At 35.6% G+C, this 13,813-nt stretch carries 12 protein-coding genes, 1 pseudogene and 1 riboswitch; of the genes and pseudogenes, 9 read left to right on the forward strand and 4 right to left on the reverse strand.

Translation table 11 applies throughout. The annotated features are described in order from the left end of the window. Positions 1-51: 51 nt before the first annotated feature. Positions 52-918 (forward strand): LysR family transcriptional regulator, encoded by an 867-nt coding sequence (locus AC1DKZ_RS24450; protein ID WP_002063480.1) that lies wholly within the window; start codon positions 52-54, stop codon positions 916-918. A gap of 425 nt (positions 919-1,343) precedes the next feature. After that, positions 1,344-1,424 (forward strand): annotated as a pseudogene (locus tag AC1DKZ_RS24455) (DUF3948 family protein); the annotation flags it as partial. 66 nt (positions 1,425-1,490) lie between these two features. Here the strand turns inward: AC1DKZ_RS24455 and AC1DKZ_RS24460 are convergent. Further along, a complete protein-coding gene (locus AC1DKZ_RS24460; protein ID WP_404449348.1) occupies positions 1,491-2,438 on the reverse strand; it encodes a substrate-binding domain-containing protein in 948 nt (315 codons plus the stop codon). 144 nt (positions 2,439-2,582) lie between these two features. Between AC1DKZ_RS24460 and modA the strand changes: the two genes are divergently transcribed. The 3 genes from modA (at position 2,583) to AC1DKZ_RS24475 (ending at position 5,218) form a co-directional block, all read left to right on the forward strand. Beyond that, a complete protein-coding gene (gene modA / locus AC1DKZ_RS24465) occupies positions 2,583-3,389 on the forward strand; it encodes a molybdate ABC transporter substrate-binding protein (RefSeq protein WP_476997228.1) in 807 nt (268 codons plus the stop codon). A 5-nt stretch (positions 3,390-3,394) separates the two neighbouring features. After that, positions 3,395-4,069 (forward strand): molybdate ABC transporter permease subunit, encoded by a 675-nt coding sequence (gene modB, locus AC1DKZ_RS24470; RefSeq protein ID WP_002029397.1) that lies wholly within the window; start codon positions 3,395-3,397, stop codon positions 4,067-4,069. 297 nt (positions 4,070-4,366) lie between these two features. Next, on the forward strand, positions 4,367-5,218 hold the full coding sequence (locus AC1DKZ_RS24475) for a GRP family sugar transporter (RefSeq protein WP_002009926.1): 852 nt from the start codon (positions 4,367-4,369) through the stop codon (positions 5,216-5,218). Between the two features lie 67 nt (positions 5,219-5,285). On the opposite strand, the gene pnuC is transcribed toward AC1DKZ_RS24475, so the two are convergent. Further along, complete coding sequence (gene pnuC, locus AC1DKZ_RS24480; RefSeq protein ID WP_002091429.1) at positions 5,286-5,936, reverse strand: nicotinamide riboside transporter PnuC; 651 nt, start codon at positions 5,934-5,936, stop codon at positions 5,286-5,288. A 196-nt stretch (positions 5,937-6,132) separates the two neighbouring features. Here pnuC and proC point away from each other — a divergent pair, with 196 nt between their 5' ends. The 4 genes from proC to AC1DKZ_RS24500 all read left to right on the forward strand — a co-directional run bounded on the left by proC (position 6,133) and on the right by AC1DKZ_RS24500 (position 11,945). Beyond that, entirely contained in the window at positions 6,133-6,936 is an 804-nt protein-coding gene (proC, locus tag AC1DKZ_RS24485; protein ID WP_002091431.1) for a pyrroline-5-carboxylate reductase, read from the forward strand. A gap of 1 nt (position 6,937) precedes the next feature. Continuing rightward, entirely contained in the window at positions 6,938-7,771 is an 834-nt protein-coding gene (locus AC1DKZ_RS24490; protein ID WP_002063472.1) for an aldo/keto reductase, read from the forward strand. A gap of 154 nt (positions 7,772-7,925) precedes the next feature. Next, a riboswitch (SAM riboswitch) is annotated at positions 7,926-8,030 on the forward strand. Between the two features lie 132 nt (positions 8,031-8,162). After that, positions 8,163-9,803, forward strand: coding sequence for a peptide ABC transporter substrate-binding protein (locus tag AC1DKZ_RS24495; RefSeq protein ID WP_113938329.1), 1,641 nt, complete (start codon positions 8,163-8,165; stop codon positions 9,801-9,803). Between the two features lie 501 nt (positions 9,804-10,304). After that, positions 10,305-11,945 carry a peptide ABC transporter substrate-binding protein gene (locus AC1DKZ_RS24500; RefSeq protein WP_476997229.1) on the forward strand — a complete coding sequence of 547 codons (1,641 nt, stop codon included), beginning with the start codon at positions 10,305-10,307 and terminating at the stop codon, positions 11,943-11,945. Positions 11,946-11,991: 46 nt separating this feature from the next. Here AC1DKZ_RS24500 and AC1DKZ_RS24505 read toward each other — a convergent pair whose 3' ends face one another. Together AC1DKZ_RS24505 and AC1DKZ_RS24510 are read right to left on the reverse strand one after the other, a co-directional pair. Further along, complete coding sequence (locus AC1DKZ_RS24505) at positions 11,992-13,131, reverse strand: YhgE/Pip domain-containing protein (RefSeq protein WP_476997230.1); 1,140 nt, start codon at positions 13,129-13,131, stop codon at positions 11,992-11,994. Positions 13,132-13,189: 58 nt separating this feature from the next. Continuing rightward, positions 13,190-13,771: a TetR/AcrR family transcriptional regulator gene (locus AC1DKZ_RS24510; protein ID WP_404457893.1), complete on the reverse strand. Its 582-nt coding sequence runs from the start codon at positions 13,769-13,771 to the stop codon at positions 13,190-13,192. Between the last annotated feature and the right edge of the window lie 42 nt (positions 13,772-13,813).

A 13,813-nucleotide genomic window follows, 5' to 3' on the forward strand; every position in this document is an offset into this window, starting at 1 on the left:
TGATGTTAAATATCATTTATAATGATAGTTAACATCAAGGAGGAGCATAAAATGGAATTACGAGACTTACAAATCTTCCAGAGCGTTGCCGACCGCGGTAGTGTAAGCGGCGCAGCAAAGGAATTAAATTATGTACAATCAAATGTAACCGCACGTATTAAACAATTAGAAAACGAGCTGAAAACACCTCTCTTTTACCGTCATAAGCGAGGCATGACTTTAACAGCTGAAGGAAGAAAGATGCTCGTTTACGTTCATAAAATTTTGCAAGATGTTGAAGAGCTAAAACAAGTGTTTTTAGATAGTGAAACACCATCTGGCATATTAAAAATTGGTACAGTCGAAACAGTCAGTACATTACCTACCATCTTGTCTTCTTACTATAAAAGCTATCCAAATGTCGATTTATCATTACAAGCCGGTCTAACGGAAGAACTTATTAGAGAAGTACTTGATCATCAATTAGATGGCGCCTTTATATCAGGTCCTATTAAACATCCACTAATTGAACAATACGATGTTAGTACTGAGAAATTAATGCTTGTTACACAAAATAAAGCTTTTCATATAGAAGAATTTACTACGACGCCCCTACTCGTTTTTAATCAAGGATGTGGATACCGTTCCAAGCTTGAACGATGGCTTAAAGATGAAGGTTTGCTACCAAAAAGAATTATGGAATTTAACATATTAGAAACTATATTAAATAGCGTAGCGCTCGGTCTTGGGATTACACTCGTCCCCCAGTCTGCGGTGCAGCACCTTTCTACAGCAGGTAAAGTCCACTGCCATCCAATTCCGGAGAAATACGGCAGTATTTCAACTGTTTTCATACGCCGTAAAGATAGTTACATGACCAATTCGATGCGCAGCTTTTTAAAAACAATTAAAGAGCACCATCATATCAATATGCTTTAAAAGACATTCTTACATGAATGTCTTTTTTTTTACAAAAGTGTAATCCTCCCGTAAGCTAATTCGATAGTTGCAGGCGGCCATATTTCATATAATTAAGACAGAAAGCAGGGCAACAACAATTCGAAAAGGAGCGGATACACATGATGAACAAAATGAAATCAAACAAATTTTTCAATACAATGGGCATGGTGCTATCCGCACTTGTCGATGCAAAAGCTGTTGCAACAACATTAAACAAATAAGGAGAGATTATGATGAACAACATTACCTTCAACAAATCAGACTTTATCCCGCATTAACGGGCAGTAAGACTCCCACTTCAAAATTCAGCGAAATCAAAGAAGTTAGGTTTGGGATCAACTGCCCGTAAAAGCCCGATTGGTTCAACTAATAATCAGCGAGGGATACCCCGCCCTCACTGATTAAAGTTTCACTTTATCGAACTTGCAAGTGGAGCAGCTCTTCTTACAGCTTTCATTTACACACTTGCTCAAAGTCTTATTTAACACTTTGTTTCCCCCAACCCCCTTTATATATAGAAAAGGCTGCTCGTCTTATAGACAAGCAGCTTTTTAGTTTGTTTCATATATAATTTGGCCTGTTTTGCTTATATCATATCCACCAATTGCTTTTAATTCATTGTGAAACTCTTCAGATTGCAAAACCTCTTTTATAACCTCAATAAGTTCCTCATTTTCTCTATTCTTCAGAAGTACTAAATCATACTGTTCTTTCATTATTGGAATAAAGTCTACGTTCACAATTTGGGAAAACTTTTCTGATCCTACCCCAACATCAGCTTTTCCATTCGCGACTTGCGAGGCAACGCCAAGGTGATTCGATTCTTCCCATTCATACCCGTTAATATCTTCTTTACTTAATTTTTGAATTCGCAATTGCTCATCCACTAACACCCTAATACCAGAACCTTTTTCTCGATTTACAAATCGTATAGATGACTGAGCTAAATCAGCCCATGTTTTTATATTTTGTGGGTTCCCTTTTTGCACATAAAACCCAACATTTCTTGCTAATAAATTCATCATAATATATGGTTGTCCAACTAAAATACGTTTTACGTAAGGAACATTATATGTACCCGTTTCACCATCAAATAAGTGTAAACTAACGACGCTTCCTTCTCCTTGGTACATCTTCACTAAACTCGTTAAACTACCTTGATACGCTCTCAATATATTAGAATTTGGCAATCGATTTTCTATATGCTTTGCCAACATATCTAACGTTAGTTCTTGACCACTAATGATGCGTGTATTCGAACTACTAATTTCGTCCTTCTTTACAGGAGTAAATTGTACCTTCCCTGTTTTCATTTGCTTTATATATTGTTCTAAATCAGCTGCATCAATGCGCATTTGTCTACCAACCCTATAAGAAGGAAGTTCTCCTTTTTTAATTAGGTCGTATACAGTTAATTTTGATACTTTTAATCGCTTTGCTACTTCTTCCGTTGTGTAGGAATGATGATCCATAGACGATTCCTCACTTTCTTCCTTCATTGTAACAAAGAAAAGAATATTTCTCCTAGTTTTAAAAAACAACTATACCGTTCAAATTATATTCAATTATAACTAGTTATAATTAGTTATAATTAGTTATAATTAGTTATAATTGAATATATCAAAACAAAAGGGGATTTTTTTATGAATAAGTTTACATTACGATCCATTGGGGCACTTATACTTTCTTTTCTTCTTATATTTAGTGCTGCATGTACAAGCGGAGAAAAGAAAGAGAAATCAACTGCCAAAGAAGGAAAAACAGTAGAACTTACTATATCCGCTGCTGCAAGCTTACAAGATGCACTAAAAGAAATTGAAACAAAATATAAAGAAAAAGAACCTAATATTAAACTTTCTTTTAACTTCGGTGCTTCTGGTGCACTTCAACAACAAATTGAGCAAGGTGCACCTGCTGATTTATTCTTCTCTGCAGCAGAGGATAAATTCCAAACTCTTGTTAAAAAAGGATTTATTAATGAAAAAGAAGGGAAAAACCTTCTTGGAAATGAACTAGTTCTAGTCGTTCCAAAAGATAGTGCTCTTACAAAATTTCAAGATTTAAAGGATGAGAAAATCAAGAAAATCGCACTTGGTACACCCGAATCTGTACCTGCAGGAAAATATGCAAAAGCTTCTCTCACATATGAAAATCTTTGGAATGACGTTCAAAATAAAATCGTATTTACAAAAGATGTTCGCCAAGTGTTAACATATGTAGAAACAGGTAATGTTGATGCTGGTATTGTATATAAAACAGACGCTCTCGTTTCAGACAAGGTAAAAATTGTAGAAGCGGTAGCAGCTAATTCTCATGAGCCAATCCACTATCCTTTAGGTGTTATAAAGGAATCTAAGCATAAGAAAGAGGCGACTTCATTCTATGAGTATTTACAATCAAAAGATGCACAATCTATCTTTAAGAAATATGGATTTACAATCCTGCCATAATCGCTATGAGCTTTGATGCAATTTTGTCACCTGTCTTTCTATCCTTGCGAGTAGCTGCGTGCGCCACAATAATCGTTACGATCTTAGGAACGATTATTGGACGAGCATTAGCGCGCTCCTCGTGGCGATATAAAGTACTACTAGAAACTATTTTCTTATTACCAATGGTGCTTCCACCAACTGTTATCGGCTTTTTTCTAATTATCATTTTTGGAAATAACAGTCCCATTGGAAAGTGGATTGAATCATTATTTCAGCAGTCCATTATGTTTACATCTACTGCTGCTATCATTGCTTCTACAGTCGTTGCATTTCCGCTCATGTACCAATCAGCAAAAACAGGATTTTCTATCGCAAATGTACAAATTGAAGATGGCGCGCGCGATCTTGGTGCAAGTGAATATCAAGTTTTTCTACATGTTACACTCCCGCTTGCATTCCCCGCACTACTTAGCGGTATGATTTTAAGCTTTGTTCGCGCACTCGGTGAATTTGGTGCAACTTTAATGTTTGCAGGAAATATACCTGGCAAAACTCAGACGATTCCAACGGCGATTTATATGGCTATTGATGCGAGTAATATGCAACTAGCTTGGACACTTGTAATCATAACGATTAGTATGTCCCTTCTATTCTTACTATGCATTCAACTCATTAATAGAAGAATTACTACTTCTTAAAGCAACTTTCGACAAAAGTTGCTTTTTATTTCCCGAAAAATAAAATGATTTGATTAATAACTGAATTTTTCCCCTTATTTAAATATACATTTTATTTGAATTCACTTTCTAAAATAGGTAATTTCCTGTTATTATATGAAAGTGTTTCAAAAAATGAAGAAATGAAAACGCATTTATATCGTAAATTCTTCATCCTGTTTTAGCGATCGGTAATCTTCTACTCTATTAGTGGGGCATTACCGATCGTTAGAACGATATGTAATTATATTGGTATAGAAAACCGAAGGGAGTCTTGTAATGGACATTTTATTAGCGCTTCTTCCTGCAATCGCATGGGGAAACATCTTATTAGTAAGCGTAAAAATGGGCGGTGGTGCATATAGCCAAACGGTAGGTATGACAATCGGTGCTCTATTCTTCGCAACAACTATGTATGTATTTACTCAACCAACTTTAACAATGACAGTCTTGATTGTTGGCTTTATTTCAGGTTTATTCTGGGCTTTAGGACAAGTAAACCAATTAAAAACAGTTGAAAAACTAGGTGTTTCAACTACTGTAACTATTTCTACTGGTATGCAACTTGTTGCAACTTCTATCTTTGGAGTTATCGCTTTTCGTGAGTGGACTACTACTACAACGATTGTTCTGGGAACGATTGCAATCCTATTAATCGTAGTTGGTGTAGTATTCACATCACTAGATGATAAAGAAAATGCACAGCCACCAGGACAATTGAAAAAGGGACTTCTTACTTTAATTGTTTCTACTTTCGGTTATCTTGTATATGTAATTATTATTCGTTGGTATAACATTGATGGTTGGTCTGCTATTTTACCACAGGCAGTTGGTATGTTCGTTGGTGCGGTTGTACTGACGTCTAAACATAAACCATTTAACAAATATGCAATTCGTAATGCTGTATCTGGTTTACTTTGGGGAACAGGAAACTTATTCTTACTTCTTTCATTACCACGTGTCGGAGTAGCGACAAGCTTCCCATTATCTCAAACTGGAATCGTTATCTCAACATTCGGTGCGATTGTCTTCTTAGGTGAAAAGAAAACAAAACGTCAATTGATCTTTATTGCTCTAGGTAGTGTTTTAATTATCGGCGGCGCTGTATTGCTTGGTATGACAAAAGCATAAATTTATACTATATTTAAACCCCCTGAAACGTATATGCTTCAGGGGGTTTTTTGATTACAATTATTTTCTAAATATAATTATTTACACGTTCTCGCTCTTTATGGTTTTTCTTCCATTCTAGCAAGCCATCGATACATAAAAATAGATTAATAATAGCTAATACTAACATGACGTATAAGCCCGTTGAAATATAAATCACAATGCTAACTATGTTATACAAAATCCATAAATGCCAATTTTCTAAGATTTTTCGGCTCAGCATAAATTGAGCTACTAATCCTAATACAGCGTTTAAAGCATCTAAATATGGACTTGTCGATTCTAAATAACGGACTTGATAATATCCCCAACCAATCCAAGCAACTAAAATAAAAAGTATATAAATAATCCATCCTTTCAAATCTAAGCGGACTGTCGGTTTTACCTTCTCCTCCCCACTACGCGCAATCCAGTAATACCAACCGTACACATTAAATATAAATTGGAAGGCTGCTAATACTGCCATTGCGTATAAGCCTTGTGTAGTGAAAATATACAGAAATACCGCAACTGTAATCATCCCAAATAAAAAGTTTGATACCTTTTCCCTTGCAAGTAACCAAACATTAATAATCCCCATAACCGATGCGAAAATTTCAATATAACTTGATCGGATATAGAATCCAACTAATATGCAAATAATACTAGAAATGAGTAAAAAAAGTGGACTTCTAACCATATTTATCTCTCCCCAGATATGTAATAAACTTCCTATCAACAGTATAAGAAATAACTCTTATACTTACTATAAATTTTCTCCTGTAAAACTCCCCACTCATCTATTCCACTTACGATAAGCCGTTTCTTTTTACAAAATTCTCTTAAAAATGGTATCGTTTTTTATAACATATTCTCATCAGAAAGGAATAAAGGATATGCCTAATAAACATCGAATTTTATTTATTGGTGCCGGTCGTATGGCAGAAGCTATATTTGCTGGACTACTTACAACAAGTAAAGAATACATCGAAGAAATTATTGTTTCCAACCGAAGTAACATAGAAAAACTAACGCAATTACAAACTCAATATGATCTATCGATTACAACAGATTGGAAACAGCATATTAAATCTGTAGATACAATCGTTTTAGCAATGCCGCCTGTCGCACATGAACAGCTATTAGCGGATCTATCCCCTCTTCTAACTAATCAATTTGTCGTGACAGTTGCTGCCGGAATCGGACCATCTTATCTAGAAGAAAGACTTCCCCAAGGGACACCTGTTGCTTGGATTATGCCAAATACAGCTGCTGGAATTGGAAAGTCTATCTCCTTATATACGACGGGACATTCTGTAGATGAAACACATCAAGAAACGTTACAACTTCTTTTAAAAGGTATCGGTACCTCACAGTTTTGTACCGAAGAGGAAGTTCACCAACTTACCGCAGTTACTGGTAGTGCACCCGCTTTTCTCTATCACTTTGCTGAAGGGTTAATTGAAGCAACGAAAAGCTATGGTATTGATGAGGAAACAGCAAAACACCTTGTCATTCAAATGATTGCTGGCTCTGCCGCTATGCTCCAGCAAAATCAGGATCCAGCTATGCTCCGCGAACAAGTAACAACACCAGGAGGTTCAACGGCTGAAGGCTTAAAAGTTCTATATGAAAATAATTTTTCAGAAGTCATTCAACAAGCAGTTGAAGCGACCAATAAAAAAGCTAGGGGGAATTAATATGACTTTAACAAGTTTAAACGACTATACAACATTACATAACGGCGTGAAAATGCCTTGGTTCGGCTTGGGTGTTTTTAAAGTTGAAGATGGTACAGAAGTAATTGATTCTGTAAAAGCAGCTATAAAAAATGGATACCGTAGTATCGATACTGCTGCGATATATAAAAACGAAGAAGGCGTTGGACAGGCAATTCAAGAATCTGGTATTCCTCGTGAAGAGTTATTCATCACTTCAAAAGTGTGGAATAGTGATCAAGGTTACGAGTCAACACTACAAGCATTTGAAACTACATTAGAAAAATTAGGTCTAGAATATTTAGATCTATATTTAGTACATTGGCCTGTAAAAGGAAAATACACTGAATCATGGAAAGCTTTAGAGCAGCTTTATAAAGATGGTCGTGTTCGTGCTATCGGTGTGAGTAATTTCCATATTCACCATTTGCAAGACGTATTTGAAATTGCAGAAATTAAACCAATGGTTAACCAAGTGGAATACCACCCACGTTTAGCACAAGAAGAATTACATGCCTTCTGTAAAGAACATAACATCCAGCTTGAAGCTTGGTCACCATTAATGCAGGGGCAGCTACTTAATCACCCAACATTACAAGAAATCGCTACGAAATATAATAAATCGACTGCACAAGTTATTTTACGTTGGGATCTGCAAAATGAAGTTGTAACAATCCCTAAGTCTATTAAAGAACACCGCATTATTGAAAATGCAAACATCTTTGACTTTGAATTAAGCTCGGATGATATGAAAGCAATTCAAGCTTTAAATGAAAATCATCGCGTTGGTCCAGATCCTGATAACTTTAACTTCTAGTAGGGAAACCACTGCCATATGCAGTGGTTTTTTTATTTTTAATAAAACTGAAAATTTAAACTATATTCCATTTGATTGACACTTCATTATCTAAGGTGTAAGATTTTGAATTATCAAAGAAACACAAAAATTAATAAAATTCATTTGTTTACTCATTGTATCAAGAGAGGTGGAGGGACTGGCCCTTTGAAACCTCGGCAGCAGGTTCATTTTGAATACTGTGCCACTTCCTGCAAGCTTTGTGCTTGAAAGATAGAATGAGGGACTTCGTTTATATACGGGTGCATAACTTGTACGTAAAAATCCCTCTTTCTCAATACGAAAAGAGGGATTTTTTATTTTTCATTTCCCTCATCATCATCCAAGCTTAATTATTTAGGAGGAAAATCAAATGAAAAAGAAGTTTGTACCCGGTATTGCATCAGTTGTAGGAGTAAGTATTTTATTAACTGGTTGCGGTAGTTATAAAAACGAAGCGAGCGGAGCAAATGCAAAAGACGAGGCACCTAGTAAACAGGTTTTAAACTTATCTTCACCTACCGAAATACGAACAATGGATACGGCTCGTGCTACAGATACTGATTCTGGTCAAGTAATGAGAAACGTATTTGAAGGTTTGTATAATCTTGGCGAAGGTAACAAGCCTGTCCCTGGCGTTGCAAAATCTCATGAAATAAATGGCGATAAAACGAAATACACATTCCATTTACGAGATTCAAAATGGTCAAACGGCACTCCTGTTACAGCGAAAGATTTTGTCTTCGCTTGGCAAAGAGCTGTCGATCCAGCAACAGCCTCTGAATATGCATTTCTATTCTTTGATATTAAAAATGCAACAAAAATTAACAACAAAGAACTTCCTGCCGATCAACTTGGTATAAAAGCAGTTGATGACCATACGTTTGAAGTAGAATTAGAGCGCCCTGTTCCGTATTTTATTAGCTTAACGGCGTTCCCAACATTTCTACCAATCAACGAGGAATTCTTTAAAGCACAAGGTGATAAGTACGCTTTAGAAGATAACAAAATCTTATACAACGGAGCTTTTACACTAAGCGATTGGAAGCATGAACAAAGCTTTAAATTTAAGAAAAACCCTACCTATTGGGATAAAGATAATGTCAAACTCGAAGAAATCAATTTCAACGTTGTGAAAGAAAAATCAACAGAAGTAAATTTATTCGAATCCAAACAATTAGACCGTATAAAACTAACATCTGACTTCGTTGATAAATATAAAAAGGATGCTAACTTTAAAGAACGCCCGAACGTAGGCGTACAGTTTTTACGTATGAATCAACAAAACAAAGTACTTCAAAACGTTTCTGCACGCCAAGCAATCGATCAAACAATTGATCGAAAATCCTTTGTAAATACGTTATTAAATGATGGCTCTACACCAACCTTTAGTCTCGTGCCGAAAAACTTTGCAAAAGGGCCTGATGGAAAAGACTTCCGTACTGCAAACGGCGATTTAACAAAAGTTGATACAACATCTGCACAAGAATTATGGAAGAAAGCAAAAAAAGAACTTGGTTCTGAAAAGATAACATTAGAATTATTAACAAGTGATGGTGACCTTGAGAAGAAAACTGGTGAATTCCTAAAAGGGCAACTAGAAAAGAATTTAGATGGCTTAACAGTAAATATAAAACCGCAACCACGTAAACAACAAGTTTCACTCTTATTAAAAGGTGACTACGAGATTGGAATTGACGGTTGGAGCCCTGACTTTGCTGATCCAATTACATTCCTTGAACTATTTACGACGAATAACCCTTACAACTTAGATCATTACTCTAATAAAGAGTTTGATGACACAATTGAAAAAGTTAAAACTACTTTGGCTGGTGATGAAAAAGCTCGCTGGGAAGCGTTACTAGCATCAGAAAAAATCTTATTTAAGGACTCTGTTATCGCTCCTCTTTACCAAAAAGGAGAATCTTATCTAGAACGTTCTTATGTAAAAGGAATTGTGCAAGTAGACTTTGCAGGCCAGTTAAACTTCAAGTGGGCAAAAATCGAAAAATAAAGTGAAACTTTAATCAGCCCTCACCAATCGGGCTTTTACGGACAGTTGCCCCCCCTTACTTCTTTGCTTTCACTGAATTTTGAGGTGAGGATCTTACTGCCCGCTAATGCGGGATAAAATGCAACTTAGATCATTGTGTTCCCACCCACACCCATTGTTTTTTTAGCAAAATATATTAAAAGCGGATTCCCTAATATGAGGAAATCTGCTTTTTCAATATATTATTCCAAGAAATTAACACTCCACTTTTTATTATTGACATATAGTTCTTTCCAGTGTTAATATTCTAAATAATCAAAGAGACGAAATATTTAACCATCAAAATGTAATGTCTACAAAGTTGAAACATATAACGTCAGATTATAGTTCAACATGTATATACATATAGAATACCTGATTACCTATATACACATATTTATAATAGGTTTTCTCTTCTGTAGCTACACTTCAAGACATGGACATTATGGCGTTACGAACAACACATTTAGGGAGGAAAGAACAATGAAGAAAAAAGTTGTACCTGTTGTTGCATCTGTTTTAGGGGCAAGTCTACTACTAACTGCTTGCGGGGGAAATAAAGATAATGCAGGCGGAGCAAAAGCGAATGATAAAGCACTTGATAAACAAGCGATTAACTTATCATTTGCTTCAGAAATTCCAACAATGGATGTTGCAAAAGCAACGGATGGGGAATCCATGAACGTAATGCGAAATGTTTTTGAAGGTTTATATGCAATGGGAGAAGATAATAAACCGATTCCTGGTGTTGCTGAGTCGGTTGACGTAAGTCCCGATAAAACAAAATATACATTCCACCTGCGTGATTCAAAATGGTCAAACGGTACTCCTGTAACAGCAAAAGACTTTGTATTCGCTTGGCAACGTGCCGTAAACCCTGAAACAGCAGCTGAATATGCATTCTTATTCTTTGATATAAAAAATGCGAAACAAATAAATCAAAAAGAAGCAGCGATCGATCAATTAGGCGTTAAAGCTCTTGACGATAAAACTTTAGAAGTACAACTGGACCGCCCTGTTCCCTACTTCTTAAGCTTAACGACATTCTCAACATTCTTACCAATTAATGAAGACTATTTAAAATCTCAAGGCGATAAATACGGTTTAGAAACAAATCATTTAATTTACAATGGTGCTTTCACATTAGATAACTGGAAACATGAACAAAGCTTCCAATTGAAGAAGAACCCTAACTATTGGGATGCTAAAACTGTAAAACTAGAAGAAATCAACTTCAATGTCGTTAAAGATAAATCTACAGAAGTTAACTTATATGATTCAGGACAAATTGATCGCGTTGCTTTAACTGCGGAGTTTGTTGATAAGTATAAGAACGATACCAACTTCAAGGAACGTGCTGAAGTCGGTATCCAATTCTTACGACTAAATCAGAAAAATGCAGTATTAAAAAATCAACATGCACGCCTCGCTATTAACGAAGCAATGAATAAAAAAGCGTACGTAGAAACAATTTTAAATAACGGTGCAATCCCAGCAGAAGGAATGGTTCCTGCGAAATTCGCAAAAAGTCCAGACGGTAATGACTTCCGTAAAGAGAATGGAAATCTAGTCAAAGATGATGTGAAATCCGCAAAAGAAAACTGGAAAAAAGCGAAACAAGAACTTGGTACTGACAAAGTAACAATTGAACTATTAACAAGTGATAATGCTTTAGCTAAGAAAACTGGCGAATATTTAAAAGGTGAACTAGAAAAGAATCTAGATGGATTAACAGTGACTTTAAAACCTCAACCACGTAAACAACAGTTAAAACTACTATTAAGTGGTGATTACGAAATCGGAATCGATGGCTGGGGTCCTGACTTCGCGGATCCTATTACATTCTTAGATCTATTCACAACAGATAGTGCTTATAACTTCGATAAATACTCTAACAAAGAGTACGACGAGCTAATTCATAAAGTGAAAACAGATTTAGCTGGCGATGAAAAAGCACGCTGGGAAGCAATGAAGCAAGCTGAAAAGATCTTATTACAAGATGGTGCTGTTGCTCCTTTATACCAACAAGGTCGTTCTTACCTACAACGCGGATTTATTAAAGGACTTGTAACAACTGACTTCGGCGGTGAATTTAACTACAAGTGGACAGAAGTTGCAAAATAATAAACGCTAGTAAAAAAGGTATCCCACGAAGGATACCTTTTTTACTTTATGCTTCTTTAACTACAGAACTTCTCCTCTTTACTATCCCTTTTATACCTATAGTGATTCCCGCTACCAATTGTGTAACTAGTATAATAAGTAATAATGAAATAATATTTTCCGCTAAATTAACTCCACCAAATATTATTGTGTAATAACCATTCGCTGCATATGTTGCGGGAAATAATTCACCGATCGTTTGATATGTTTTAGAAAGCATTGCATGTGGTACGATTACACCTGAACTTACAAGTTGTAACGATAGCGAGATAATATTAAAAATCATACCTGCATTTCCGAAAACAGTTATGAACATTTGTGTTAATGAAAGAAATGCGAAGAAGACTATTGCTTGAAACATCAATATCCTCCATACTGTTTCATGCATTTCAATTTGAAATCCTTCCATCAAGCCAATTGTAATACATGCAAGTAAAATTGATACTGTACCGTTAATGATTTGTCTTGATACGAAATTACTCCAACCGTTCTTTACTTCCTTTGCAACTTTTGAAAGTTCCATACTCATGATCATTGCTCCTACAAATGAAGCTAATACAATCATAAGTGGTACCATATTAACGGAAAATCCTTTTGCATCATTTACTTTATGAACGGTAAAGCCAATTGAATCTTCTGTTAAGCCTTTCATCACTTCTACATTTTCATATCCTACAGCTTGTAATTTTCCAACAATCTCTTGTTTTTTATAACTTGCTATCTCCTTATTTACATTATCTCGAATTTGTTTTGCTGCTCCTTCCATCATTTGTTTCGCCATCATGGCATTCGCTTGATTAATGTGGAAGTTTAAATTTGTTTTTCCCGCTTCATTTATATCTTTTGAGAAAGAAGCGGGAATTTCAATAATCATATCGTATGCATGATTGTTCATTTTCTCTTTGGCCTTTTCCATAGACGTTTCTTTTTCTGCTTGAAACGGTAAATTTTTCTGTAAACCTTCCGCCATTTTACTACCTATATTTGCATCCCCATTTACAATCGCAATACGCATTTGATCGGCCCGTTCATCCACTCCATCGTATGCTGTTAACCACACACAAAAGAAAATAAGTTGGAAAGATAATGCAACTACCATTCCTACATACGTACCCGGTCGTTTTAAAAACTGTTTTAATGTATCCATCTTCTCAATCTCCTAATTGGCAAGCAAGTACACACTTGCATTTCATTTCAAATAAATACTAGGGTCTCAATGCCCTAGCATATAAGATGATATTATTCTCAATAAAATTCTCATTATCAATTTCTGTCAGTCGATTTGCAAATCGTAATTTAGATAAGAAATAACCAAAATTGATCCATATAAAATTCATTACTTGTGCTTCAATATTCGTATCAATAATCTTGCCCTGTTCCTGCATCTTTGCAAAATAAATCATTAATTCCGTTTTTAATCCTTGTGGTATTTTTGCAATTTCCTCGTCTAATTCAGGGAATTCCCCAGCCTCACGTATACCAATAGAGATAATATCTTTTGCTTCATTCAAAAATTTATGATAATGCCTTGCTAAGTTTTTCAAATCCGTTTCTAATTCCCATACAATCTCTGTTTGCAAAAACTGTTTTAAATGTGGTACATATGAAAATTCAGCAACTGCGGCTTCAATAACACCCTTCTTACTTTTGAAATTGCGAAATATCGTTACTTCATTGACACCCGCACGCATTGCAATTTCCTTCGTTGTCGCCGCTTTATATCCTTTTTCTTTCACTAATTCAACTGCTGCTTGAATGATTTTTTCTGCTGTCTTTGAGCGCGCCATAAAGTCCTCTCTTCCTCATGCAAGTGATCACTTACATTTTGA

The organism is Bacillus sp. 05T21 (assembly GCF_056396785.1).

What these genes read in the sequence shown, in the direction of transcription:
- AC1DKZ_RS24460 (WP_404449348.1), bottom strand. Translation starts at nt 2,438, where the DNA reads ATGAAGGAAGAAAGTGAGGAATCGTCTATGGATCATCATTCCTACACA.
- AC1DKZ_RS24475 (WP_002009926.1), top strand. Translation starts at nt 4,367, where the DNA reads ATGGACATTTTATTAGCGCTTCTTCCTGCAATCGCATGGGGAAACATC.
- pnuC (WP_002091429.1), bottom strand. Translation starts at nt 5,936, where the DNA reads ATGGTTAGAAGTCCACTTTTTTTACTCATTTCTAGTATTATTTGCATA.
- AC1DKZ_RS24510 (WP_404457893.1), bottom strand. Translation starts at nt 13,771, where the DNA reads ATGGCGCGCTCAAAGACAGCAGAAAAAATCATTCAAGCAGCAGTTGAA.
- AC1DKZ_RS24505 (WP_476997230.1), bottom strand. Translation starts at nt 13,131, where the DNA reads ATGGATACATTAAAACAGTTTTTAAAACGACCGGGTACGTATGTAGGA.
- AC1DKZ_RS24500 (WP_476997229.1), top strand. Translation starts at nt 10,305, where the DNA reads ATGAAGAAAAAAGTTGTACCTGTTGTTGCATCTGTTTTAGGGGCAAGT.
- modB (WP_002029397.1), top strand. Translation starts at nt 3,395, where the DNA reads ATGAGCTTTGATGCAATTTTGTCACCTGTCTTTCTATCCTTGCGAGTA.
- AC1DKZ_RS24495 (WP_113938329.1), top strand. Translation starts at nt 8,163, where the DNA reads ATGAAAAAGAAGTTTGTACCCGGTATTGCATCAGTTGTAGGAGTAAGT.
- AC1DKZ_RS24450 (WP_002063480.1), top strand. Translation starts at nt 52, where the DNA reads ATGGAATTACGAGACTTACAAATCTTCCAGAGCGTTGCCGACCGCGGT.
- AC1DKZ_RS24490 (WP_002063472.1), top strand. Translation starts at nt 6,938, where the DNA reads ATGACTTTAACAAGTTTAAACGACTATACAACATTACATAACGGCGTG.
- proC (WP_002091431.1), top strand. Translation starts at nt 6,133, where the DNA reads ATGCCTAATAAACATCGAATTTTATTTATTGGTGCCGGTCGTATGGCA.
- modA (WP_476997228.1), top strand. Translation starts at nt 2,583, where the DNA reads ATGAATAAGTTTACATTACGATCCATTGGGGCACTTATACTTTCTTTT.